We start from the raw sequence: 22,964 nt of genomic DNA on the forward strand, positions 1-22,964 counted from the left end.
CCGGCCTGAGAACTCGGTCTAACCGTGCCTTACACCAGCACCTCTTCCGCAGGCACAAACGCACAGCCGTGCGCACGCGCGACTGCCGCATAGGTGACGTTGCCGCGACAGACATTCAAGCCGGCGCGCAGGCAAGGATCTTCTCCGAGCGCGCGCGACCAGCCCTTGTCGGCAATCGACATTGCATAGCCGATGGTGGCATTGTTCAAGGCAAAGGTGGACGTCCTGGCAACGGCCGCCGGCATGTTGGTCACGCAATAGTGCAGCACATCATCGACGACATAGATTGGTGCCGTATGGCTGGTGGGTCGGGATGTCTCAAAGCAACCCCCTTGATCGATCGCCACGTCCACCACCACCGAATTGCCCTTCATGCGGGCAACCATAGCGCGCGTCACTAGCTTGGGTGCTTCGGAGCCGGGCACCAAGACCGCACCAATGACCGCATCAGCCGTGAGGAGCGCGCGCTCGATGGAGTCCGCGCTGGAAAAGAGCGTGACTAGTCGATTGCCGTAGACAAGCCCCAGATGCCGCAGGCGATCGATGTTCCGGTCCAGTACTGTGACACGCGCGCCCATGCCCACGGCAATATGAATCGCATTGGTGCCCACCACGCCAGCGCCAATCACCACCACATGGGCCGGCGCAACCCCCGGCACGCCGCCTAGTAGCAGGCCCATGCCACCCTGCGGCTTCTCGAGATAGGCGGCAGCCACCTGCACGGACATGCGGCCGGCCACCTCGCTCATGGGCGCCAGCAAGGGAAGGCTGCCGTCCGGCGCCGCCACGGTCTCGTACGCAATGCAGATGGCGCCGGAGTTCAGCAAGTCCATGGTCTGCTCGCGATCCGCCGCCAGATGCAAGTACGCATACAGGATCTGCCCGGGCCTAAGCAGCGCCCGCTCGCCCGGTTGCGGCTCCTTCACTTTCACGATCATCTCCGCCGAGCCGTATACCTCCGCTGCATCTCCGGCCAGCTTGGCACCGGCCAGCACGTAGGAATGATCGGTAAGGCCGATTGCGGTGCCGGCGCCGGCCTGCACTACCACCTTGTGACCGCGGCTGACCAGTTCGCGTACGCTGGCCGGGGTGAGACCAACCCGGTACTCCTGATCCTTGATTTCCTTTGGTACGCCGATTCGCATAGCACTGGCTCACACTGGTGGCAATTACGGTTCCGCATAAGGTGCTTGAACCCGTCCACGGCGACCGTGGTTCTCGCCATTTCAAAAACACGCACGAGCACCTACATGCGCATGGCCGATGTGGTTCCCTTCGCGTTCAATAGCGCAAAATGCTTGCTGATATGTGAACGGCCGTTTCTCTACAAGGAGCAGGCTCATTCAAATGCCTTCCTTTCATAGGGAATCTTCACTTCCAGACAAAAGCCCTCTCCGGGCGCACTATCGACGGAGACTGTGCCGCCGAGTAAGCGTGCACGCTCCCGGATACCGAGCAGTCCGAGAGATTTCCGGGGCTCATCGTTGGCCGGCTTTTTGTCCCAACCAATACCATTGTCTTGCACCTGCAACTCCAATTGCCCTTGAGCACGCGTAACGTGAATATGCACGGCCGTCGCGTTGGCATGCCGGACGACATTGCTCAACGCCTCCTGGGCGATACGGAACATTGCAATTGCCACTTGCTCGGACACGTCGGCATCCGCGCCGTCGACAGTCACGGATAGCCCATAGCGTTTGGCGCAGTCATTGGCAAGCCACTCAATAGCCGGCAGCATCCCCAGCTCATCAAGCAAAGCGGGCCGCAGGTCGCTTGCTATTCGCCGCACCGAGGCCACGGTTTCGTCGATGACGACGTTCATGGCCGCAACCTCCTCCAGCAGGCATTCAATACTCCTTCCCTCTTTCAGGTCGGCGCCAAGCATGGCGAGATCCATTTTCATGGCACTCAGGCGCTGACCAAGATCGTCGTGTAATTCGCGTGCGATCCGACGCTTTTCCTCCTCGCGAGTGACGAGGATACTATCCGACAGGTGTTGCAATTCCTCGCGCGAATGCCGCATTGCCTCCTCGGCTCGTACGCGTTCGGTGATATCGCGCAGCATCACTGTGTACAGCTTGGTACCTCGATCGGCAACCTGTGAGATTGATGCTTCTATGGGAAACTCGCTGCCGTCACGCCGTAAGGCGTATAGCGCACGCTGGCGTCCCATTTCGCGGTCCGAAACACCGGTAACACCGAAGCGGCGAACATGCTCTTCGTGAGCGGGCCTGAAGCGTTCTGGAATAAAGTCGGCCAACGAACGACCGATCGCCTGGCCGGCAGGCCATGCAAACAGTTTCTCTGCCATGGGATTGAACTGGATGACCCTCTGGTCGCTATCGACGCTAATGATCGCTTCCATGGACGACCGAATGATGCCCGCCAAGCGCGCTTCGCTTTCCTTCACGCGTTGCAAATTCGTGCGAAGCGCCTCGTCGGCACGCGCACGTTCGGTAATGTCTCGCAGCATGACGGTGAACAGCCTGGTCCCGCCCTCAACCGTCTGCGAAATGGACGCCTCGATCGGGAACTCGCTGCCATCCCGGCGCAAAGCAAAGAGCGCGCGTTGACGCCCCATTTGCCGCTCCGACACTCCCGTGATACCAAATCGGCGCACATGCCCTTCATGAGCAGCCCGAAAGCGCTCGGGGATGAAGTCCCCAAGCGGCCGGCCGATAGCCAGTTCGGCTGGCCACGCGAACAGGGTTTCCGCCATGGGGTTGAAGAGCACCACGCGCTGTTCGCTGTCCACGGTGATAATCGCCTCCACGGATGAACGGATGATCGCCGACAAGCGTGCTTCATTTTCCACCACGTTGCGGCTTTCCCCACCCGACAGATAGCGGGATCGCCGCCGGTGAATCAGGAACAGGCCAACGGCAAATCCGATTCCGGCGCCCAGCGATGCGAACAGCGCAGACGAGACCTCCCAATACTGCTGGACTCTGGCTTGTAGCAGATACGACAGCGCCGCAAATAGCACGACTGTGCCACTGCCGATCGCGATGTCGATAGCATTAGGAGGCAATCCTTTTAGCGACAGAGGCTTGCCCTCGGGGGCGAAAGGGCTAGTCATGCGGGGCAGAATCCGATCGATACGGTGCCTTTTAGGGCTATTCTGCACACCAATATAGCTTGCCTATTACCAATCGCAACCACAGAATGTGTCCTGCGCGACATATTTCTTGGCGGCGGTTGTTAGCAAGGAACGTCTAAGCCTGGAAATGTTGTTGGTATAGGCGATGAACATCTGGCTGCCGGCAAAGCCCGGTTCCTGTGCTGACCAACGTTGCTGAAGCCGCCGCCAATCCATAATGGAAAGCCTCGGAGACTGAAGTGTTACGGTTGAGGGCCCAAACCATTGCCCCGACGAAACTGTCCCCTGCCCCGATCGCGCTGCTTACAAGCGCAGGAAGCGCTTGTGCACGTAACGTAACATCCCGAGTGACCAACAGCGCGCCGAGCGGGCCGAGAGTGAGAACAACCATTTCGGCCTGGCCGCGCTCGACAATCCCGCAGGCGGCATCGCGCCATTCGCACTCGTGCAGCAACGGCAAGCCGGTCAATTCCCTGAGTTCCGCCAGGCTCGGTTTCACGAGAGTGACGCCCTCCTCCAGTACGGAAACGAGTGCGGGCCCAGAGGTATCGACGATGATCCGAATGCCGCGCGCGCGAGCTTCGCGTGCGAGTATCGCGTAGAAGTCCGCAGGAACGCCGGAGGGCAGGCTGCCGCTCATGACGAGGTAACGCGGCGGCGTCGGGAGGGCCTGGATGTACGCGATGCACCTCTCCCATTCGTTCTTTGCAACAAATGGTCCTGGCAAAATGAAGCGGAACTGGCGACCGGTCGAGGACTCGCTGACGGAGAAGTTTTCGCGAGTATCACCGGCAATCCCGAGGCAGACCGCTGGCACGTGCTCAGCCTCCAGCAACTGCTGCAACAACTGGCCGGTAGCTCCCCCGGCAAGAAACACCGCAAGGCAGTCGCCGCCGAGACGGTGAATTACCCGGGCAACATTGATGCCTCCGCCACCAGGATCTCTTCTCGCATCACTACACCTTAGCTTGCAGGTGTCGTTCATGCGGTCGACAGCAGTCGCGACATCCACCGCCGGATTTGGTGAAATCGTCAAGATGTCAGTCATTGGCTATAGCAAGCTGGTTCATGGTGCCCCCGCGCAACGTCGTAAAGCGTTTTGCAAGCGCCGTTTCTAACGAGCGTCCCGAGCGACCACACGCTGCCCTTCCGCTAGGTCGTTGGACGGATACCGAATCAGTGGAAGCTCATTGGGAAGCACGGCGTCCTTCCAGAAATGCCACTTCAACGTGGTCACCAACCTGCAGCTGCAGCAACGATGCCAGTCTCGCGGAAATGACCACGCCGTCGGTACGGATCTCCCGGCGTCCCGATGTATAGCCCACCACCTCACGCAGTTCTGACCCGGCGTCGAGGCCGGTGACTTCCGCGCGCTTGGTCCTGTGGCCATGACGTAGCCAGACCGGCGCCACCCGGAAGCCCTCGGCGCGCAGGACGCCGGGAAACGCCGCCATATCGAAGACTGCGCTGTCCGGCTGCGTGTCGGCAAAGACGAGCGCCACGTCGTCGTGCTGGACTCTCCCGAACTGCAATGCGAGTATCTCGCCCACCCCGTCCAAACCGAACCTGCCAACGATCATGAGGCCCACGGCCAGAGCAATCCCAGTCATGGAGAGCAGGGCACGTCTCGACGCCTCACCTGGTAGCGCCCGGATCTGGTCGGCGACCAGCAGTGGCGCCCGCTTGACGCTCGCGAACACATCGGCAAACCGGTGTGCGGTGTAGTAGCGTTCCTGCGCCCGCATCAGCGAATGCCAGGCGCCCTGCATGCCAATCAATACAGCAACGCCGCAGCTCACCACCAGCGCGGTGGCAGCCATGAGTTGCGCTCTTTAAGCGAAACAGCAGTCTGCGACCTTTCGTGCCAGATCGGTCAGCAGCCGCGCGCATGCCGGCGTCCATGTTGCCTATGCTGGGCGGGCTTCAGGCTTGACCAGTACCACAGGGCATGGCGTGTGTGCGATGACGCGGCTCGCAACCGAGCCCACGATCGCATCAAGGAATGCGCCGCGCCCGTGCGTCCCCATGACGATGGCCAAGGCATTGATAGACCTCGCGTACGCGACAATACGCTCGGGAGCAAAGCCAACCAGGCCCTGCCATACCGTCGGCACGCCCGCATTTTGCAGGATGTCGATCACGGATTTCATAACGCGCGCGCTTTCCTCGGTATGCCAGGCCTCAAGGTCGCCCTTGCCGATGTAGGACTTTACCTCACCGGAAACGTCTGGCATACAGTGCACCACGTGCACGTGGAGGTCTTCCCTGAATAGTCTCCCCTTCGCGAGCCATTCCGCAGCGGCATCACTGTAGACTGAGCCGTCTGTTGCAAGGACAACATTTGCCATTTCACCCTCCGCTTCAGCATGGGCATGTCGAGCTTTGTCCAGCTCCGGTTGCCCTGAGTCGATTTCGATAACCGCCGCCTATGCATTGCCGACTGCACTCCTTCTTAACGTATACCCGCAGGAGGACTGGTACTTGACATACATCAACAGCGGCGCACCAACCGGACTGCACCAATCCCCACACTAGATTCCGCGTCGGTTGGCACTTCCCAGGAGATGACCGACCGGGCGCATAATGATCACTCTCCGCCGCTCGCCATTGCTGCGCCATGATTGGCGACCCAGAGTGATGGGTCATCAGGCGAATGGCAACGCCACAAGCCCGCAGCAGGCGCTCGGGCGCTCCACCAGGGCCCTCAATGCCGTATGCGTACTGGATATCGCGACATTGACCTCGGTCTGCTGCCAGTCGCAGTTGGCACACTGAGTGGCGGCATGCTGCTGCTCGCCTTCGGCCATGATGGCGCCGCGGGCATGTCCTGGGCAGTGGGCGCATTGGCCACCACGGCAGCCTTGCTGGTTGCCATGGTGCGATCACTGCGGCGCAAGCAAGCTGGTGTCGATATCCTCGCGCTCCTGGCGATCGGGCTGGCGCTTATGCTTGGCGAGTTTCTCGCCGCCGCCGTGCTCGCCTTGATGATTGAAAGCGGCAAGGCACTGGAGGCTTATGCGCAGGCGCGTTCCCAGCGTGAGATGAGCGCTCTGCTCAGTCGTGCCCCGCAGTTTGCCAACCGGTTCGAGGATGGTGAATGGCGTACCGTCTCGCTGGAGGCCGTCCGACCGGGCGATCGCCTCCTGGTCCGACAGGGAGAATTGGTGCCGGTCGATGGCGCGCTGGTGGGACAGGCGCTGCTGGACGAATCTGCACTGACCGGAGAATCGCTGCCGGTAAGACGTGAACCTGGTGAGACCGCGCGCAGCAGTGTGCTGAATGCCGGCGCTCCATTTGAGATGGTGGCGGCCACGACCGCATCGGACAGCACCTTCGCCGGGATTGCCAGGCTGGTGCAAACCGCCCGCGCTGAACGCCCGCCCGCGGCTCGGCTGGCTGACCGTTACGCTCTGTGGTTCGTGCCAGTCACCCTGCTGGTTTCCGGGATCGCCTGGTACGCCAGCGGAGATCTCCGCCGGGCGCTGGCAGTGCTGGTGGTCGCTACACCGTGTCCGCTGATATTGGCGGTGCCAGTGGCAATTGTTGCCGGCATGTCGCGTTGTGCCCGGCACGGCGTGCTGGTAAAGGGTGGTGGTGCGCTGGAGCGACTGGCACAGGCCAGCATGCTGTTCTTCGACAAGACCGGGACGCTTACGCGGGGCAAGACGCGGCTGGCTGGCGTCGATTGCGCACCCGGCTGGGTGGCAGCGGACTTGCTGCGCCTTGCCGGCTCGCTGGCGCAGGCTTCTGGCCATGCCGCCGCGGAAGCGATTGCGACTGCGGCACGCGATCGGGGACTGCCTCTGGATCTGCCGTCGGAGGTGGCTGAGACCGCCGGTGCTGGCGTTTCGGGGCGCGTCGGCCGGCATGCCGTTGCAGTAGGCGTGCCTGCATTCGCCGGCGGATCAGAAAGCTGGCCGCCTTGGTGCAAGGCCGCGCTGCAGCGCGCGGCCTATGAAGGCGCATCAGTCTCGCTCGCGACGGTCGACGGCGTACTGGTCGGAGCACTGCAGTTCGAAGACCAGATACGGATGGAGACACCCCGCGCGCTGCGCTTGCTGCGCAAGGCCGGCATTCGCCGCCTGGCCATGCTGACGGGAGACAGGCGCGACGTCGCGGAGACGGTTGGCGCGATTCTCGGTGTCACGGAAGTCCATGCAGGCGTCAGCCCCGCCGAGAAACTGGCGAAGATCGAAGCGGCGCGCCATGATGGCATCGTCGTGATGGTGGGAGACGGCGTCAATGATGCGCCGGCGCTGGCGGCAGCGGATGTCGGCGTCGCCATGGGGGCGCGGGGCACTGCGGCGTCTTCGGAAGCCGCGGACGTCGTACTGCTCGTCGACCGCCTGGACCGGCTGGCAGATGCGATACGCATTGCCCGGCACTCGCGCACACTTGCCGCTCAAAGCGCCTTGGCCGGCATGGCCCTGTCTTTTGTCGCGATGGCGGCGGCGGCGCTCGGCTATCTTCCGCCGCTGGCGGGCGCAGTGTTGCAGGAGATCATCGATGTGTTGGTCATCGCCAACGCGCTGCGAGCGCTCCGCGCCGGCGAGCCGGTAGAGCAACAAGGGTTGCCCGCTGCCAAGGCCGCAAGCCTGGACCGAGAGCATATGGCGCTCGGTCCTCTGATGGAGGATATTCGCGGACTTGCGGACAGGTTGCCCGATCTGCCCGGACCGTCGGCCGCCACCGAATTGCGCCGTCTGTGCACTGCCCTCTGCACGACGCTCCTGCCCCACGAACAGCGCGATGACGCCGAACTTTACCCGCAACTGGCGAGACTCATAGGAGGGGATGACCCTCTGGCAGCGATGAGCGGCATGCATCGCGAACTCTTCCGACTGATTCATGTCCTCCAACGGATGGCGGACGATCTGCCGCCGGAGGGACCTGACGACAGCCGGACCAGGGAGTGCCAGCGGTTGCTCTACGGGCTCGAGGCGGTATTGCGTCTGCACTGCGCGCAGGAAGACGAGCTGTTCCACACACTACGCGAAGATGCGCGCGGATGACGTGGGTGTGTTCCCCGGGGGCGACTGGCCATCGTTGCGCCGTGCACAAGCTCAAAGGACCGCCGCAGCTGCGTGGTTTCCGTTTGCCAAGCGGCAGAACAGCCAGTTTTCTGCCGGCGTGTCTGCTGGCAAGCGAAACGTTAGATCGAGCGGCTGTCCGTCCACCACGATATCCGTCAGCTGAAGCCAATCTTGATAGCCGATGGCAAGCCGATAATCTCCCGCTGGAAGCTGCAGATAGAACATCGGTCCCGCTTCCGTAACATGCAATGCCGAACCTCCGCCCCTGCCCACCAGAAAGACGGCAGTACCGTGTAGCGGCTCGCCGCGCGCGGCGTCCACAATGGTCAGCCGTACATTGAACCGGTCGGCAATGGCCAGCATGGCCTTCACATCGGCCTCGTCGTTCCCCCCGGACGCGTATACGACCTCGTGCCGCGCCATCGTGGGCATGCCGGCGTCCCATCGATTATCATAGAAGGCACACCCCGTGAGCGCTGCGGCCAACAGAGAAATTGTCACGACGCGCAGCTTGCCAGCGCCATTTATCATTACCGCCACCCATTCAGCCATCGCACCATTGCGTAGATTGCCGCCTTGTGGGAGCAAGCTACCGCAAGTCAAGCCCCTCTGCCTCTGGCACCAGTAGCACCGGACGAAGTGTAGTATGCGGCGGTACATTGGCTACTCGAGTTCTGTTCTGTCATACAGATCAAGGTAGTGCCCAGACTGGTAATGGCGTTGATCCGCATCAACCTGCCAGAGGGATTCAAAAGTCGTCTCAGCAGTACGAGGCCCAGCAACTGCGACACTGTGCCCGAATTGATGTAGCGCAACCCCGGCCCGGCCGCAACATCTAGATTGATCCATAGAGGCGTCGGGCACTGCCCCCTACATCGGAATGAATGTGAGCCATCCATGGAAGAACTGAAACCCTATGCGAGTCTTTCGCTGCTGCCACGGCGGGCGGCATGGCGCAAATATTTACCTCTATTGTCCTTCAGCGGCGCTAGCCGCCGTATTGCGTGGCTGGCTTAACCGGCGCCAATTGGCAGAGCATATGTCGCGAACGAAGACGAGGAACCGATTCTGTCCCAGACGATCGGCCGTCCGGCCTCCCATGCCAGTGCAGTCGCGTGAGCACGGCGTTCCCACATCAAATCAAGGGCATCCGAAATCAAGGAGACTCTGCCATGATCAAACACCTCGGCAGCGCGGAGCAGATCCGCGATGAAATTTCACGACGCGTGCAGGAAAACACTGACCTTGGTGAGGCTTTCCGCGATTGCAGCATCCCGTTGCCACGGCATGTCGACGCGGCGACCAATGGCGGCTGTAACTGGATCATCGATGCCTTTCCCGCAGTGCCGGCGAGTTGCCTTACGACTGTGAAAGCGGTGACAGCTGAAATGATGCGCGAGTACGACTTACGTTAGAAGCCCTTGCCCGCTTAACCGAACGACGTCGGCAAAGACAGGCCTGTTCATGGCACTTTGGCTTCCGGTTCTCCTGCCTCTTCGCGTTGCCGCTCATGGTGGCGCGGGAGGCTTTGCTTCGCTTTGCGAACGGATATGCCTGATGCACTTTGCCGCCCTGACATCCTCGTCCGCCGAAAAAAGAAGCATAGGAGCTAAGTATGATCGATGAAACGAGCGAACTCGGACCTCTGGATCCCGGGCGCGTCAACATGATGGATCCGCTTGAAGTGCAATACTGGTGCCGCGAACTGCGTTGCGGTGAGCGGCAGTTGGAGGAAGCCGTTAGGGCCGCGGGAGACCATATCGCAGCGGTGAGGGAAACACTGGAGGCCGGTCGCGGAAGAATCCAAGGCGGGCGCGCCTGATCTTGATAGCGCATTCAGGAACCGCGACGCCGCTCGCGGCACGCTCGGACGCTCGTTGCGTGCGTGAAGCTGGGACCATCCAGGATTGGCGAAGCGTAGCCCATCGCGGCAAGACGATCCAGATTAATACATCGCCGCTCGCACACGAATGCAGGCATCGAAGAAGTCCGAGGCACTGAAGCCGGCCGCTACGGCACGTGCTCGCCAGGCAGTGTACGTACGGCCTTGCACTTCGATATACCGCGAGCGAAGAAGCGGGTCGAAAGGAAACATGCCGTCGGCCGCCGGAAATAGCGGACGGCGGCACAGGAAATCACTCCAGAACGCTTGAGACATCGTGCGTAACGAGACTGCCGCTTTCGCCGTCGATTGCGACAGGCTTTCCGTAGCGTTCGCTTCTTCTATAGGCATGTTCTATAGGCATGTTGTCAATGCGACATTAGAACCGGCACTGTCATCGACTGAAGCAGCGTTCTGGTGACGCCGCCCAGCGCCAGTTCACGGACCCGGCTATGGCCGTACGCGCCCATGACAATTAGGTCGGCATTCCGGTCGGCGGCGTGCGAAAGCAGTCGTTGCCCGATGTCATTCCCATCCTCGTCCGGATAGCTGCGCAGTTGCGCGTTCACGCCATGACGGGCCAGCCACTCCACCGCATACTGCGGCGGTGACAGCCACGGTCCCTTTAGCGCGCTCGACGGCGTCCATGACACCACGTCGACGGTTTCGGCACGCTTGAGAAGTGGCAACGCGTCGTGGAGAGCGCGGGCGGCCTCTCGGCTGCCGTTCCACGCCACCAGGATAGTCTTGCCGGTGCTGGAGAACCACCCCGCGTAAGGTACGACCAGAACCGGGCGCCCGCATTCCAGGACGATGGATTCGACAAAGGCTGGTTCGGCGTACGCTTCTTCGTCGCTCGGGTCATGCTGTCCGAGGATAACGAGGTCGGCCAGATGCGCCTCTGCCTGGACGGTCGCCGCCGTGGCCCAGTCGGGTGCGAGCCATTGCGTTGTGATGACCGCCTCGTCGGTGGCATCCATTAGAGCATGACGTGCCCTTTCGCCTACCTGGTGCTGCCATTCATTGTACGAAGCGAGATAGCGGTCGCCATCGACGAGATAGCGAACGGAGGTGGGATCAGGCTTGCCAACCGCGAGCAAGCCCACCAGCCTCGACTGGAACTGCACTGCCAGTTGCGTAGCAAGGTGCAGACGCTGATACACGCGTTGGCTGGCGTCCAGGTGAACCAGGATCGTAGCGTAGTCCATAATTGTCTCCATCTGACAAGGCCGTGACAGAAGGCGCCAGACGCCGCTCGCAATCAGCGGAGGGCAACCAGCACGCTGGCGTCTTGCTCCGATCCCACGATTATGATTGTCTCCTAAGGGTCTACAGGACCCAGCCCCTGCTGGCGTCCGCTTCTCCTGGAGGATCCATGTGACTGAAACAAGGCGATCGTACAAAGGATTTCACATTGTTCTATGCGTGCCAGACCGCATCGAACCTGGCAAGCCTTGCGGTCGCGTGGATCTCACTGCGCCCGACGGTGGTCTCGGCATTCGTTTCACGCCAGACTGGCCCAGCCCACCCGCCAGCCCGCAACAGGCCCGGGAATGGCTCTTTGCCTATGCGGCCGGCATCGTAGACTGCGAGCTCGCCGGCGGCTTTGGCATCGACCTGCACCATGACTAGGGTGGTGCCGTGGCAGAAAAGCTCGCGTGCCGGTGCGGGACGGCTTGGCGCAGGCGCCGCTGCGCGCGGTTTCGGTGGCCGCCAAAGATCCGGTATCGACGTACAGGCCGCGCAAAACGCAACCAGCACGGTGGCTGCAAGGATGCACCGTCCAAGGCGGAAGGCCGTACAAGGGCTTGAAATGCGAAATGTCATGGCAACGCCTTGATCAGACCGCAAAGCGGAAATGACCGCTGTGCAGCACGATATGCTTTGCCCCAGTCATCTCGAACAGAGCCCCAGCCACCCGTTCTATGTCTTGGCGGTTGCGGAGGAATGCTGGTACCAGGTCTTCGCTGCGGTACGACCGCGCGCCAAAATGGTCTTCAAGCGCCTCGGCGGTAATCTCATAGGTTGCCGGTACTCCGTCTACCTTCACGGGACACTGCAAGCTGGGCCCGCTCGGGCAATATTCCGGCACATCGCCGGTGAAGTCGATCGTATGCATGGCTGAGTCGGGTAAATCCCCTCCGAGATTGCAGTCAGGCTAGGCGTCTTGGGCACGGATAAGCAGGACAGGCGCGAGTGCCTCGGCGACGACCCCGCGCGCAACGCTGCCCATGACCAGGCGGCGCACGCCCCGGCGACCATGTGTGCCCATGACGATCAGGTCGGCGCCCCAGCTGTTGGCTTCGGTGGCGATTGTGACGGCAATGTCGCCTTGAAGCATCGGCTTGCCGAGCAGCCGGGTGGCATGGCGGATGTGGCCCGCCGCCAGCCGGCTGCGCGCAGCGGCAAGTACGCTTTCGCCCGCGGTCGTGAGATCCTCCACCAGTCTCACCGGATCCAGGCCCGTCACATCCATGAACGGACTGCGGTCGTCGACGACGTAGACGACTTCTACTTCGGCGTCGGCGGCGCGGGCAATGACCATGGCCTGCTCCAGCGCCAGCTCCGACGCTGGGCCTCCATCCATGGCGACAAGGATGCGGTGATACATGGCGGCGACTCCGGGAGTTTCAGGCATTGGCCCTCGTGTCCAGCCGGGGGTTGACTTCAGCGTAGGACAGCCCACACTCTCGCAATTGATGCACATCAAGGCCCCTGCTGCGTGTTCTCTGCCAATGAGCACGTCCTTTCGGTTGACCGCGCCAGGGCTGGTGCTGCTTGAGCGCGACGTGCTCAGTGGCGCGGCTGCGGCCGAGATCGATGCCTTCGCGCAGGCATTGGCCACAGCCGACGCCGTGCCTCCCCACGCTTTGGAACGTCCCATTTGGCTGTCTCCGAACCAGGCTTGACGCCGCAGCTACTTGGCAGCGCTGATTGCACGGGACGGTCTGCGTCAGGCGCGTGACGGCGGGCCTGCGCTGTGAGTGCGACGGTTATCTGCGCAGGGATAATTCTCTTCAACGACACAGACAAACCTGGCTGGAGCAGAGTAGCCAGTCCTCTTCCAGCGTATTCACCTGGAAACGGAACGTTATGTCCTGCGATTGGTCCGCCACGACGATGTCGCGCACCTGGTCGCGGCCTTGGTACCCCACCGTGAGCCGGTACGCGCCTTGTTTGAGGCGCATGTATAACAGCGGACCACCGGCGACAACGCGCAGCACCGGCTTGCCCTCGGCGCTGGCCACGACCACGGTAGCCCCGCTTAGCGGCTTGGCGCTCGCCGCATCGATCATGCTAAGGCGGACATTGAAGCGGGCGGCAACATCCCTCATGGCCTGCCTGCCGGCTTCGTCGTCCCTGGCGCAAGCGTAGGGGATACCCCGCTGCTCCATGATCTGCACGCGGTCTTCCGCTAGTTCCGTCGGCATCGCGCAACCCGCTGCTATCAACGCAACCAACAGTGATGAAATCGCGATGCCCACACCTTTTGAAGTCTGCATTTGCCTGCCTCCCATTGGATTTCGATCGTCGCATGCCGGTCAGGACGGGTTCCGACGGTCGGGGTGCATCACTATTGGGCCGATCGCGCACCAGCAGCATCGGCCGAACCGTTCCCGCAATGACATGCTCTGATACGAACCCGAGCATGGCACCCAAGTTAGCGCTCGGCGGGCGAACCGAGTTGATGCCTGTCAACGAAGCCACGCGTCGGCGTCTAATCCGGCTCAGCAATAGTCTGATGCACATCAACTTCCTGTGGTCAGGCGTACCTAAGCTGACACCATCCGCGGAACCTATCTCTGAAGCCGCCGGATAACTCTGCCAGGAGAGATTCCCATGTACCAGACCATCCTCGTTGCGATTGATGGTAGCAACTGTGGCAACCGGGCCCTTGAAGAGGCGATCCGTCTCGCGTCGCTGTGCAAGGCCAGACTTGAGATCGTCCACGTCGTCGACAACGGCTATCTGATGTACGACGTTGGCTTCTCCACGATGGCCGATCTCCGCCCTGCCCTGGTCAATGCTGGAACTGCATTGCTCTCCGAGGCCGAGGCACGAGCCCGCGGCAACGGCCTCGTGTGCAGCACACACTTAGTCAACGACATCCTTGTTGCCGGCGACATCGCCTCTGCCATCCACGCCGAAGCGCAGCGCACCCATGCGGAATTAGTGGTGGTCGGCACCCATGGCCGGCGCGGTGTGCGCCGCCTTGTCATGGGCAGCGTAGCGGAGGGCCTGGTACGCGACGCAAAGGTGCCTGTGCTGCTGGTGCGGGCGCCTCAGGCGGATTAGCCTGCAGCGCGGTCGGGCGCAATATTGAGATGAAAGTGAACCGGCACGGCTGCAGCGAGGCCTCCGGCCCCGACCACGCCATCCCCCGACCAGATAGTCAAGGTGTCCCACCGAAGTCCGACGCCGCGTCCGCCGCGATTGCCCGGGCCGCGACGCACCAGGTCATCGATGTCCTCGAGTCCCTCGGGTCGGACCTCGCCGGGCTTACCGAGCCCGACGCCACTGCGCGGCTGGCCGAATGCGGCCCCAATCGTATTGCCGCTCCCACCGCTCCGCACTGGCTCGTCAGCCTGGTACGCCGGCTGCTGAGCCCAGTCAATGTCATGTTGATCCTGCTCGCTTTCCTGTCCTTGCTCTCGCAAACGCTGATTGTCCACATCATCCGTACGCGCCAGCTGCCTTTCATCAAGAGCCTCCCGAGCCAGACACTGCTGGTCACCACGATCGCCGTCTGCATTGTCGGCGCCTGGCTACCCTACTCGCCGTTGGCAACCGCCCTTGGCATGCAGCCACTTCCCTGGGCCTACTGGCCGCTGCTTGGCGTGATCCTGCTCGGTTATGCCGCCGCAGCGTTCGCCGCGCGGCATCTGCTGGCAAGATGGATCCCTGTTGACTAAGCGTTGGCGGCGAAGCTACTCGATGAGAAACGGCACGTGCGCCAGCGCATAGCTGAAAGCGTAGTCTAGTTCTCCCAACGCCTGAGCATGCAGCGTGCAGAGCGGCGCGCCGGCGTCTACTGCTTCGCCGACCCGGACATGCAGTTCCAGGCCGGCTACCTGACGACGTGGTGCGCCAGCAAGCTTGGCCACGCGTGATACATGCCGGTTGTCGATCGCCGTCACCACGCCACTACGGCTCGCGACCAGGTCGCGGCGGAATACTGCTTGCCCTGGCCGTCGAAGTCCGCCTTGCGCTTCACAAATTGCCTGGAAACGCCCCCACGCACTACCGTTCTCCAGCAAATGGCCTGCCCGTAGCAGGCCCTGCCCGGCCGGCACCCCACCACAAAACTCAAGGAGTTCGCCTGCCAGCAACAATGAGCGCTCGCGCAGCGCGGCGGGGGCCTCGGGCTGGCACTGCAGGACCGCCAGCACGTCGAGCGCCTCCAGGGCGGGCCCCACGCCGCGTCCAACGGGCTGCGACCCGTCGGTTGGCACGATCCTGAGGTTCAGTCCAAACGCCTCGGCGACCTTCGTCATGGCGGTGTGCAGGCGCGCTAGCTTGCCGTCCTCGCGGATCTTCGCGGTCTTTCCGACCGGCACATCGATCAGCACATGAGTCGACCCCGCTGCAACCTTCTTTGACAGGATCGAGGCGACCAGCTGCGCGTCGCTGTCGATGTCGAGCGCTCGCTCGACGCGAATCAACACGTCGTCTGCAGGACTGAGGCTGAGCGCCCCGCCCCAGACTATCGCCGCCCCGACCTGCTCGACCACGCGCCGCATTTCCGTCGCATCGAGGGTCACGCATGTGAGTGCCTCCATGACATCGGCAGTGCCAGCTGGCGAGGTGATCGCTCGCGAAGACGTCTTCGGCATCAGCAAGCCCGCCGCCGCCGCGATGGCGACGACAATGGGCGTGGTGCGGTTTCCGGGCAGTCCGCCGACACAGTGCTTGTCCGCAACCACATCGCGGTCCCAGTGCAGCCGCTGTCCGAATTTCACCATGGCGCGCGTCAGGTCGACGGTCTCGCGCAAGGTCATCCGCTCGTTGGCGCATGCGGCGAGGAAAGCCGCGATATGCACATCGGCATACCTGCCGGCACTGATATCGTCGATGATGCCGTCAAGCTGCGCGCCATCCAGGTGCGAACCATAGATCTTCGCGCGCAGTGATCGCACTGACTCCAGAGCCGGCGCATGGGTGACACGGACGACATCGCCGGCGCGGGCCTTCAGTATCCGTGACGCGCTGAGCGACAGGCTTGCCTCGCCCGCGGCGAGCAATGGCGCACCCAACAGCGTCAGAGTAGCGATCAGCGCATTATCGCCGATCTGTACATGCACACGCGTGTGGGCAGAGAATCCCTCCGCCCTGCAGACCGCGCAATCCGGATGCATGTAGATGACATGTTCCTGCCAGGTATCGATGTCGAGGGGCCTGAACAGCAGTGTCCCGACCTCGCGCTGCGGGTCACCGCCCGCTGCATTAGCTTGCGGGACCGGCACAGCGGAGCGCGCAGCAGGCGCATTCATCTCACAGCTGGCTCGATGCTGAGGCTAGCGCGCGTCCAGCGCATCGAGGTTCAGCAGCTCGACGGACTTGCCGCGCACGGCTAAAAGGCCTTCCTGCTGGAACTTGGAAAGCGTCCGGCTGACCGTTTCAAGCGTAACCCCGAGGTAGCTGCCAATGTCCTCGCGGGTCATGCGCAGGACAAACGACGTCGCCGAATAGCCGCGCTCACGATGCCGGGCAGAAATGCTCAGCAAGAAGTTAGCAACGCGCTGCTCGGCGGACATGTTGCCCAACAGCATCATCTGGCTCGCTTCCCTGACAATTTCGGCACTAAGCATTCTGTGCAGCTGCCGCTGCAAAGGCTTGATCTCCCGGCAAAGGGCTTCAAGCAGGTGATAGGGGATTACACAGACCACGCTGTCCTCCAGGGCAATGGCATCGGAAGTGTGAGTCTCCTCGCAAATGCCATCCATGCCGATAGCGTCGCCGGCCATGTAAAAGCCTGAGATTTGTTCCTTGCCACGCTCCGGCGTCACCACGGTCTTGAAGGAGCCGGCCCGCACTGCGTACAGGCTGCGGAACGGATCGCCGGCGCGGAACAGCCTTTCGCCCTGCCGGATCGTACGCCAACCCTGCATCACACGGTCAAGCCGCTCTACGTCATCCGCTTCTAGGCTTGCGGCCATGCAGATATGCCGCATCATGCAGTTGGCGCAGCGCGCCCCGGCGTTTGTTGCGGCAGGCCGGGACGCCGCCACGGGCCGCGCCGGCTCGAACGAGGCAAACGTTTCGGCCGCATCGCTAGCCGGATCGGCCTTGCCAAGCATTTCATACATAGTTGTCTCCAGCCCGATGACCACCTTCGTCCCGACCCCTGCTCCCATATGGCGATGGCTGCGTCTGCGTGCGCTCCCCTCTTCTGACAGGAAGTATGGGCGGCCACCGTTTCCCCTCCTAGAAGGCTTCCCTGAGTTGCTTGTCAGAATTGGGGGCCATGCTGTCAGGCTTCCCTGACAGGGGCCTGACCGCATTTCCGGAGCTTTACAGGGCGAAGGCAATCGCGTTGGCATTTGCGCACGAGTACGGCGGCAAACCGGGTCCGACTTGATGCAAAACAAATCGAAGCGCCCCCCGCTTGCCAAAGTGAAAGCACCCGGCCCGCACCGCGGCCGCTTCTTCAGGAGACTACGATGAGCAACATCCGGCGCTATGACCCGTTCTCGATCGAACCGCTTGGCGACATGCTGCAAGGCGTGTTTCGCAACCTTCGGCTTGGCCCCGACTCGGAACTGCCCTTCAAGGTCGACGTAACTGAATCTGATGTGAGCTATGCCATCACCGCCGACTTGCCGGGGGTGAAGAAGGAAGATATCAGCGTCAGTGTGGATCGCGGCACGGTCATGATCACCGCCAAGCTGGAGAAGGCCTCCGAGGTCAAGGAAGGAGATCGGGTGATCCGGCAGGAGCGCTACAGCGGTTCCATGCAGCGAGCCTTCACACTGGACGGCAACATCGATACAGATAAGATCGATGCCAGCTTCCAGGACGGCGTGCTGCGTGTCGTGCTGCCCAAGAAGGACGCGTCGCCGCAGCAGCGCGTGACGATCCGCTGAACCGACGCGAAATCAGGAGAGAGCCATGCGGGTTCAGGATATTTGCTCGGCCAAGGCCGTTCACGTGCCACTGTCTTGCACGCTGCAGGAAGCTGCGGTGCAGATGCGGGACCGGCATGTGGGTGCGCTGATCGTCACGGAGAACTCCCCGTCCGGTACGCGAGCGATTGGCATGGTCACCGACCGGGACATGGTCATCGATGCAACGGCCAGTGGTGCGGATCCGTGCCGCACCGAGGTGATTGACGTGATGACACGCGGCCTGGTCGCCATCTCCCGGGACGCCGCCGTTGCAGAGGCAATCGAGCTGATGCTGTCGCACGGCGTCAGGCGCCTGGCCGTGCTCGACGGCGAAGCAGTGAGCGGCGTGATCTCGCTCGATGATCTGCTCGGCGCGTTGGCCGCCGACTGGGGCATGATCGCTTCGCTCATTCGCAACGAGCAACAACGGGAATGTTCAGACAGCATCCAATCAGCGTTGCACGCCTAGTGCGGCATACGCCATGACTTGACCAAAAGGCGCCGCTTGCGGCGCCCGTGTCTTGCGGACCATGATGAAAACGGACCATCAGATTCAGTCGCCAGCGGAGCGCCGCGCGGCTGACGGGGCGGTGTGGTCCGCCCCGGCATCTCGGCAGTGATTGACCACGTCGAAACCAGGCCCTGACCGACCTCCAGGCGGCAGGCGCACGGCGAAAAACAAGGATGAAGCAATATGAAAGGCGATATCCAGCTCAAGGAGCAAGTCATGGAAGAGCTGTCCTGGGATCCGGCCGTAGAGGCCGCCGAGGTCGGCGTTCAGGTCAGCGACGGCGTGGTCACGCTGACCGGGCATCTCGGCAGCCATGCCGCCAAGTATGCCGCCGAGGAAGCCGTCAGGCGCGTCCGGGGCGTCAAGGGGATTGCCGTCGAGATCGATGTGCGCTTGCCCAACGAAGTCCGGCGCACCGACGCTGACATTGCCAGAGCCGCCAGCAACATCCTGGCCTGGACCTCGGTGCTGCCGGCGGATCGCATCAACGTGATGGTCGAGGACGGCTCTGTCATCTTGACCGGCACGGTTGACTGGCACTACCAGCGCCTGGCGGCAGAACGCGTGGTGGCCGGCCTCTATGGCGTGGTGGGTGTGACGAACGCTATCGTGGTCCAGCCGTCGATCTTGCCTCAGGACGTGAAGGACAGGATCGCGAGAGCCATTGAGCGCCAGGCGACGGATGACGCAACCCATGTCGCGGTCAGTGTCAAGGATGGCGTGGTGACGCTTAGCGGCAGCCTGCGAACCTGGGCGGAACGCGAGGCCGCGCTGGAGGCAGCGTGGGCCGCGCCAGGGGTCAGTGCAGTGCAGAACAACATCCGGGTCAATTTGTAAACGGCAAGGCGGCGATATGGAGACGGAAGCCGCCACTTCAGCGCCAGCACCGGGCTAAAACCAAGTTCGACATGCGCCCCTGGATGATCACCCGCCATGACAATCCGTAACCTCGATGCGCTGTTTCGTCCCCGCTCGGTGGCTTTGATCGGCGCGACAATGCGGCCACTCAGCGTTGGAGCCACTGTACTGGCCAACCTGACCGCCGGCAGCTTTGCCGGCCCTGTGTACCTGGTCAATCCCAAGTACACCACGCTTGCCGGCAGGCACTGCTACGCGTCTGTCGAGGCCCTGCCCGCGCCGCCCGACCTTGCGGTGCTCTGTACGCCCGCTGCCACGATACCCAGGCTCATCGCCGAACTTGGTATCGCGGGCACGCGCGCGGCCATCGTGCTGAGTGCCGGCTTCGAGGGCGCCTCGGACAGCGCCGCCGGCACCATGCGTCAGGCCGTTCTAGAAGCGGCGCGGCCCCATCTGCTTAGGATCCTGGGACCAAACTGCGTAGGATTGATTGCTTCGGGCATCGGCCTCAATGCGAACTTCGCCCCCGGCACTGCCATCCCTGGCAACCTGGCATTCGCTACGCAGTCCGGCGCACTGGCGACGGCGGTACTGGACTGGGCACGATCGCGCCAGATCGGCTTTTCTCACTTCATCTCTCTCGGTGACAGTGCTGATGTGGACGTGGCCGATGTGCTCGACTACCTGGCCAGCGACGGTGCGACGCGCGCCATCCTGCTCTATGTCGAGGCGATCCGGCATGGCGCGAAGTTCATGTCGGCGGCGCGCGCTGCGGCGCGCAGCAAGCCGGTACTGATTATCAAGGGCGGGCGCTCGGCGCAGTCAGCACGCGCTGCCGCTTCTCATACCGGCGCGCTGGCCGGCGCCGACGGGGTCTATGATGCCGCCATCCGGCGAGCCGGCATGTTGCGGATCGATAATACCGAGTCGCTGTTCGACGCGGTCGAGATGCTGGCCCGGCTGCACGGCCTGCGTGGCCCGCGGCTGGCCATCCTGACCAACGGTGGCGGCGCCGGTGTGATGGCGACTGACGCCATCGCGGACGGAGGAGGAACCCTTGCCAGCCTGTCGGACCGGACCTTGGCCAGGCTGGACGACGTGCTTCCGGTCACATGGCCGCGCGCCAATCCGGTCGACATCATCGGCGACGCACCCGTCGATCGTTACGAGAAAGCGTACGCCATCCTGTGCGACGCCCCGGAGGTCGATGCCGTGCTGATGATCCACGCCCCAACGGCCATCGTTCCCGCCACGAAGATTGCCGCCGCGCTTGTCAGTGCGCCGCCTGGCGGCAAGCCCCTCCTGACCGCGTGGCTCGGCGGGGAGTCGGTACGACACGCGCGCCACTTGTGCCAGCATGTCGGCCTGCCGACCTTCGAGACGCCGGAACAAGCGGTACGCGCATTCCTGCAGGCCTGCCAGTACCGCGACAATCAGCAACTGTTGATGCGCACGCCGCCGGCCGAGGACACATCGACCCCAATCGACAAGGCAGCGGCGCAGGCGATTGTCGCGGACGCGCTGCGCAGCGGCAGACAGATGTTGACAGAACCCGAAGCAAAGGATGCGTTGGCGGCCTACGGCATCCCCGTTGTCCCGACCTGCACGGCACAGAACGTCGACGACGCGGTGCGGCAGGCTGCACGGATGGGCTATCCCGTTGCGCTGAAGATCCTTTCCGGCGACATCACACACAAGTCCTCCGCCGGTGGCGTGGCGCTGGGGCTGGCTGACGCTGCCGCCGTGCGAAGCGCCGGCAACGCCATGCTCGCGCGCATCCGGCAGGATTCCCCGGATGCGCGGCTGGATGGATTCGCCGTCCAGCCTATGGTCAGCTTCAGTGACAGCTTCGAACTGATCGCCGGTGCTACGACGGATGCCGTGTTCGGACCGGTCCTGCTGTTTGGCCACGGCGGCGTCAACACCGAGCATATCGGGGACACCGCCATCGCGCTGCCGCCGCTCGATGCATTGCTCGCGCAGGACCTGGTATCGCGTACCCGCGTCGGCCGCCTGCTGCACGGCTGGCGGGGACATCCGGGCATCGACCAGGAGCGCCTCCTCCATGTACTGGTGCAAATGTCCCGCATGGTGTGCGACATCCCCGAGATTACTGAACTCGACGTCAATCCCCTGCTGGCAAGCCCCCATGGCGTGATCGCGCTTGACGCACGCATCGCCGTGGCCGTGCCGTCCCGAGGAGGACCGCGGCTGTCCATCCAGCCCTATCCGGAGGCGCTGGAGGAGCGCATTATGTGTAATGGACACAATTACCTGATACGGCCTGTGCGGCCGGCAGACGAGGCAGCTTACCAGGCCTATTTCCGTCAGCTCACGCCGGAGGATATCCACGCACGTTACTTCTGTGCGTTCCGCGAGCCCGACCACGATCGACTCGCTCGGCTCACGCAGATCGACTACGCGCGCGAAATGGTCTTTATCGCGACGATCACCGATGCTTCGGGTCGGTGCGAGATGCTCGGGGAGGTGCGCGCGGTTGCGGACCCAGACAATGTCCAGGCGGAATTCGGCATCGCCGTGCGCTCGGATTGCCACGGACAAGGGCTGGGAAAACTGTTGCTTGAAAAGATGGTGCGCTATGCGCGTGCAAGAGGCATCGGCGCGCTGGTGGGCACTACGTTGCCCCACAACGCTGCCATGCTTGGGCTGGCGCGCACCTGCGGTTTCACCGTCAAAGCTGCGCCAGGCCTCGAAGGCATCAGCCTGTATCTTCCCCTGACGGAGGGTGGCTGAGTGGCAAAGCATTGAGGCATCGCAACTGCCTCACGGCCGGTTCGCCTACGCTGGTAGCCATGGAGCCAGCGCGATCTGCTTACCGGTGCCGAGCGTGCCGACATCTGCGCAAGGCTGCGCAGCGCCACGTCTGCGCAGGAGCCACCAAGAGCAATCATGCGGCGTGCCCAGGACCAGGTCCTGACGCGTGCCGGCGAGCGCGGCGTCATGCTACGACCGGGCCAGCATGGGTATCCGCATGGGCACGCGCGGCGCCTTCGGCAGTCCCTCATAGGCGGCTACCATGCTTGGGCACCGAGGGATACATGTCCCCGGAGCAATCCGGGTGTCGGCGAGCCCATCGCCGTGCCGCGGAAATCGCGACGCGGATGGCCATACCCTCGTCATGGCCACTTGCCAGCAGGGCATTGGCAATCTCGACCGCCTTGCCGCGCACTGGCGGGGCTAAGCGCTTCATCGCAGCCGGAAAGCGATCATAGGTCCACGGCATCTCAGTTTCCGGTTCAAATGTTCTGGCGTCCAGGAAGCGCTGTTCGCTCTACGGTTCCCACCCGCTCCATAGCGCCTGCCCCGAGGGTTTCGTGTGCGCATGGCTGAGGCGGCAACGATTCCGTGGCGGCTGGCACTCGTATGGGCGTCCGACGCTTCCGGGCCCGCCATTTGTCCAACTCCATCACCACCAGCAGCGTCGAAGCAAGTCCCAGTAGTCCAAGCCAGGCCG

23 protein-coding genes are annotated in these 22,964 nt (G+C 62.8%); 9 read left to right on the top strand and 14 right to left on the bottom strand.

Features of this window, described 5'->3' with window-relative positions:
* Positions 1–29 precede the first annotated feature (29 nt).
* The 5 genes from ald to ACAD63_RS08955 form a co-directional block, all read right to left on the bottom strand.
* Positions 30–1,145 (bottom strand): alanine dehydrogenase, encoded by a 1,116-nt coding sequence (gene ald, locus ACAD63_RS08935; RefSeq protein WP_135706970.1) that lies wholly within the window; start codon positions 1,143–1,145, stop codon positions 30–32.
* Between the two features lie 194 nt (positions 1,146–1,339).
* A complete protein-coding gene (locus tag ACAD63_RS08940; protein WP_434033793.1) occupies positions 1,340–3,079 on the bottom strand; it encodes a PAS domain-containing sensor histidine kinase in 1,740 nt (579 codons plus the stop codon).
* 136 nt (positions 3,080–3,215) lie between these two features.
* Positions 3,216–4,148: a 1-phosphofructokinase family hexose kinase gene (locus tag ACAD63_RS08945; protein ID WP_434033794.1), complete on the bottom strand. Its 933-nt coding sequence runs from the start codon at positions 4,146–4,148 to the stop codon at positions 3,216–3,218.
* 139 nt (positions 4,149–4,287) lie between these two features.
* Positions 4,288–4,920 (bottom strand): hypothetical protein, encoded by a 633-nt coding sequence (locus ACAD63_RS08950; protein ID WP_434033795.1) that lies wholly within the window; start codon positions 4,918–4,920, stop codon positions 4,288–4,290.
* Between the two features lie 87 nt (positions 4,921–5,007).
* A complete protein-coding gene (locus ACAD63_RS08955) occupies positions 5,008–5,448 on the bottom strand; it encodes a universal stress protein (RefSeq protein WP_135706974.1) in 441 nt (146 codons plus the stop codon).
* A 366-nt stretch (positions 5,449–5,814) separates the two neighbouring features.
* Between ACAD63_RS08955 and ACAD63_RS08960 the strand changes: the two genes are divergently transcribed.
* Positions 5,815–8,112 carry a heavy metal translocating P-type ATPase gene (locus ACAD63_RS08960; RefSeq protein ID WP_434033796.1) on the top strand — a complete coding sequence of 766 codons (2,298 nt, stop codon included), beginning with the start codon at positions 5,815–5,817 and terminating at the stop codon, positions 8,110–8,112.
* Between the two features lie 51 nt (positions 8,113–8,163).
* On the opposite strand, the gene ACAD63_RS08965 is transcribed toward ACAD63_RS08960, so the two are convergent.
* Positions 8,164–8,685, bottom strand: a complete 522-nt coding sequence (locus ACAD63_RS08965; protein WP_434033797.1) for a carboxypeptidase-like regulatory domain-containing protein — start codon at positions 8,683–8,685, stop codon at positions 8,164–8,166.
* Between the two features lie 620 nt (positions 8,686–9,305).
* Here ACAD63_RS08965 and ACAD63_RS08970 point away from each other — a divergent pair.
* Together ACAD63_RS08970 and ACAD63_RS08975 are read left to right on the top strand one after the other, a co-directional pair.
* Positions 9,306–9,548: a hypothetical protein gene (locus ACAD63_RS08970; protein WP_133092817.1), complete on the top strand. Its 243-nt coding sequence runs from the start codon at positions 9,306–9,308 to the stop codon at positions 9,546–9,548.
* A 200-nt stretch (positions 9,549–9,748) separates the two neighbouring features.
* Positions 9,749–9,955, top strand: coding sequence for a DUF3606 domain-containing protein (locus ACAD63_RS08975; protein ID WP_434033798.1), 207 nt, complete (start codon positions 9,749–9,751; stop codon positions 9,953–9,955).
* Positions 9,956–10,078: 123 nt separating this feature from the next.
* Here the strand turns inward: ACAD63_RS08975 and ACAD63_RS08980 are convergent, their stop codons facing one another.
* From ACAD63_RS08980 to ACAD63_RS09000, 5 genes are all read right to left on the bottom strand, one after another.
* The gene (locus ACAD63_RS08980) at positions 10,079–10,366 is read right to left on the bottom strand and encodes a hypothetical protein (protein ID WP_133092819.1); all 288 of its coding nucleotides are present in this window, start codon (positions 10,364–10,366) and stop codon (positions 10,079–10,081) included.
* Positions 10,367–10,383: 17 nt separating this feature from the next.
* Positions 10,384–11,223, bottom strand: coding sequence for a universal stress protein (locus ACAD63_RS08985; protein ID WP_133092820.1), 840 nt, complete (start codon positions 11,221–11,223; stop codon positions 10,384–10,386).
* A 632-nt stretch (positions 11,224–11,855) separates the two neighbouring features.
* Positions 11,856–12,134 carry a DUF1488 domain-containing protein gene (locus tag ACAD63_RS08990; RefSeq protein ID WP_133092822.1) on the bottom strand — a complete coding sequence of 93 codons (279 nt, stop codon included), beginning with the start codon at positions 12,132–12,134 and terminating at the stop codon, positions 11,856–11,858.
* 39 nt (positions 12,135–12,173) lie between these two features.
* Positions 12,174–12,626 carry a universal stress protein gene (locus ACAD63_RS08995; RefSeq protein WP_133092823.1) on the bottom strand — a complete coding sequence of 151 codons (453 nt, stop codon included), beginning with the start codon at positions 12,624–12,626 and terminating at the stop codon, positions 12,174–12,176.
* A gap of 406 nt (positions 12,627–13,032) precedes the next feature.
* Positions 13,033–13,518, bottom strand: coding sequence for a carboxypeptidase regulatory-like domain-containing protein (locus ACAD63_RS09000; protein ID WP_135706979.1), 486 nt, complete (start codon positions 13,516–13,518; stop codon positions 13,033–13,035).
* A gap of 337 nt (positions 13,519–13,855) precedes the next feature.
* On the opposite strand from ACAD63_RS09000, the gene ACAD63_RS09005 reads away from it, so the two are divergent.
* Both ACAD63_RS09005 and ACAD63_RS09010 read left to right on the top strand, forming a co-directional pair.
* Positions 13,856–14,311: a universal stress protein gene (locus ACAD63_RS09005; protein WP_133092825.1), complete on the top strand. Its 456-nt coding sequence runs from the start codon at positions 13,856–13,858 to the stop codon at positions 14,309–14,311.
* 29 nt (positions 14,312–14,340) lie between these two features.
* Positions 14,341–14,928 carry a cation-transporting P-type ATPase gene (locus ACAD63_RS09010; RefSeq protein WP_135706980.1) on the top strand — a complete coding sequence of 196 codons (588 nt, stop codon included), beginning with the start codon at positions 14,341–14,343 and terminating at the stop codon, positions 14,926–14,928.
* A 15-nt stretch (positions 14,929–14,943) separates the two neighbouring features.
* Here the strand turns inward: ACAD63_RS09010 and ACAD63_RS09015 are convergent, their stop codons facing one another.
* Complete coding sequence (locus ACAD63_RS09015) at positions 14,944–16,506, bottom strand: thymidine phosphorylase family protein (protein ID WP_135706981.1); 1,563 nt, start codon at positions 16,504–16,506, stop codon at positions 14,944–14,946.
* Positions 16,507–16,530: 24 nt separating this feature from the next.
* Positions 16,531–17,322: a fumarate/nitrate reduction transcriptional regulator Fnr gene (gene fnr, locus ACAD63_RS09020; protein WP_434033799.1), complete on the bottom strand. Its 792-nt coding sequence runs from the start codon at positions 17,320–17,322 to the stop codon at positions 16,531–16,533.
* Between the two features lie 354 nt (positions 17,323–17,676).
* Between fnr and ACAD63_RS09025 the strand changes: the two genes are divergently transcribed.
* From ACAD63_RS09025 to ACAD63_RS09040, 4 genes are all read left to right on the top strand, one after another.
* Complete coding sequence (locus ACAD63_RS09025; protein ID WP_133092829.1) at positions 17,677–18,099, top strand: Hsp20/alpha crystallin family protein; 423 nt, start codon at positions 17,677–17,679, stop codon at positions 18,097–18,099.
* Positions 18,100–18,124: 25 nt separating this feature from the next.
* On the top strand, positions 18,125–18,589 hold the full coding sequence (locus ACAD63_RS09030) for a CBS domain-containing protein (protein ID WP_135706983.1): 465 nt from the start codon (positions 18,125–18,127) through the stop codon (positions 18,587–18,589).
* Positions 18,590–18,847: 258 nt separating this feature from the next.
* Positions 18,848–19,468 (top strand): BON domain-containing protein, encoded by a 621-nt coding sequence (locus ACAD63_RS09035; protein ID WP_434033800.1) that lies wholly within the window; start codon positions 18,848–18,850, stop codon positions 19,466–19,468.
* A gap of 96 nt (positions 19,469–19,564) precedes the next feature.
* Entirely contained in the window at positions 19,565–22,243 is a 2,679-nt protein-coding gene (locus ACAD63_RS09040) for a GNAT family N-acetyltransferase (RefSeq protein ID WP_434033801.1), read from the top strand.
* Positions 22,244–22,511: 268 nt separating this feature from the next.
* Here ACAD63_RS09040 and ACAD63_RS09045 read toward each other — a convergent pair whose 3' ends face one another.
* The gene (locus ACAD63_RS09045) at positions 22,512–22,733 is read right to left on the bottom strand and encodes a hypothetical protein (protein ID WP_135706985.1); all 222 of its coding nucleotides are present in this window, start codon (positions 22,731–22,733) and stop codon (positions 22,512–22,514) included.
* Positions 22,734–22,964 lie beyond the last annotated feature (231 nt).

Origin of the sequence: Cupriavidus sp. a3 (assembly GCF_051015765.1) — a bacterium.
Taxonomy (GTDB): Bacteria; Pseudomonadota; Gammaproteobacteria; order Burkholderiales; family Burkholderiaceae; genus Cupriavidus; species Cupriavidus oxalaticus_A.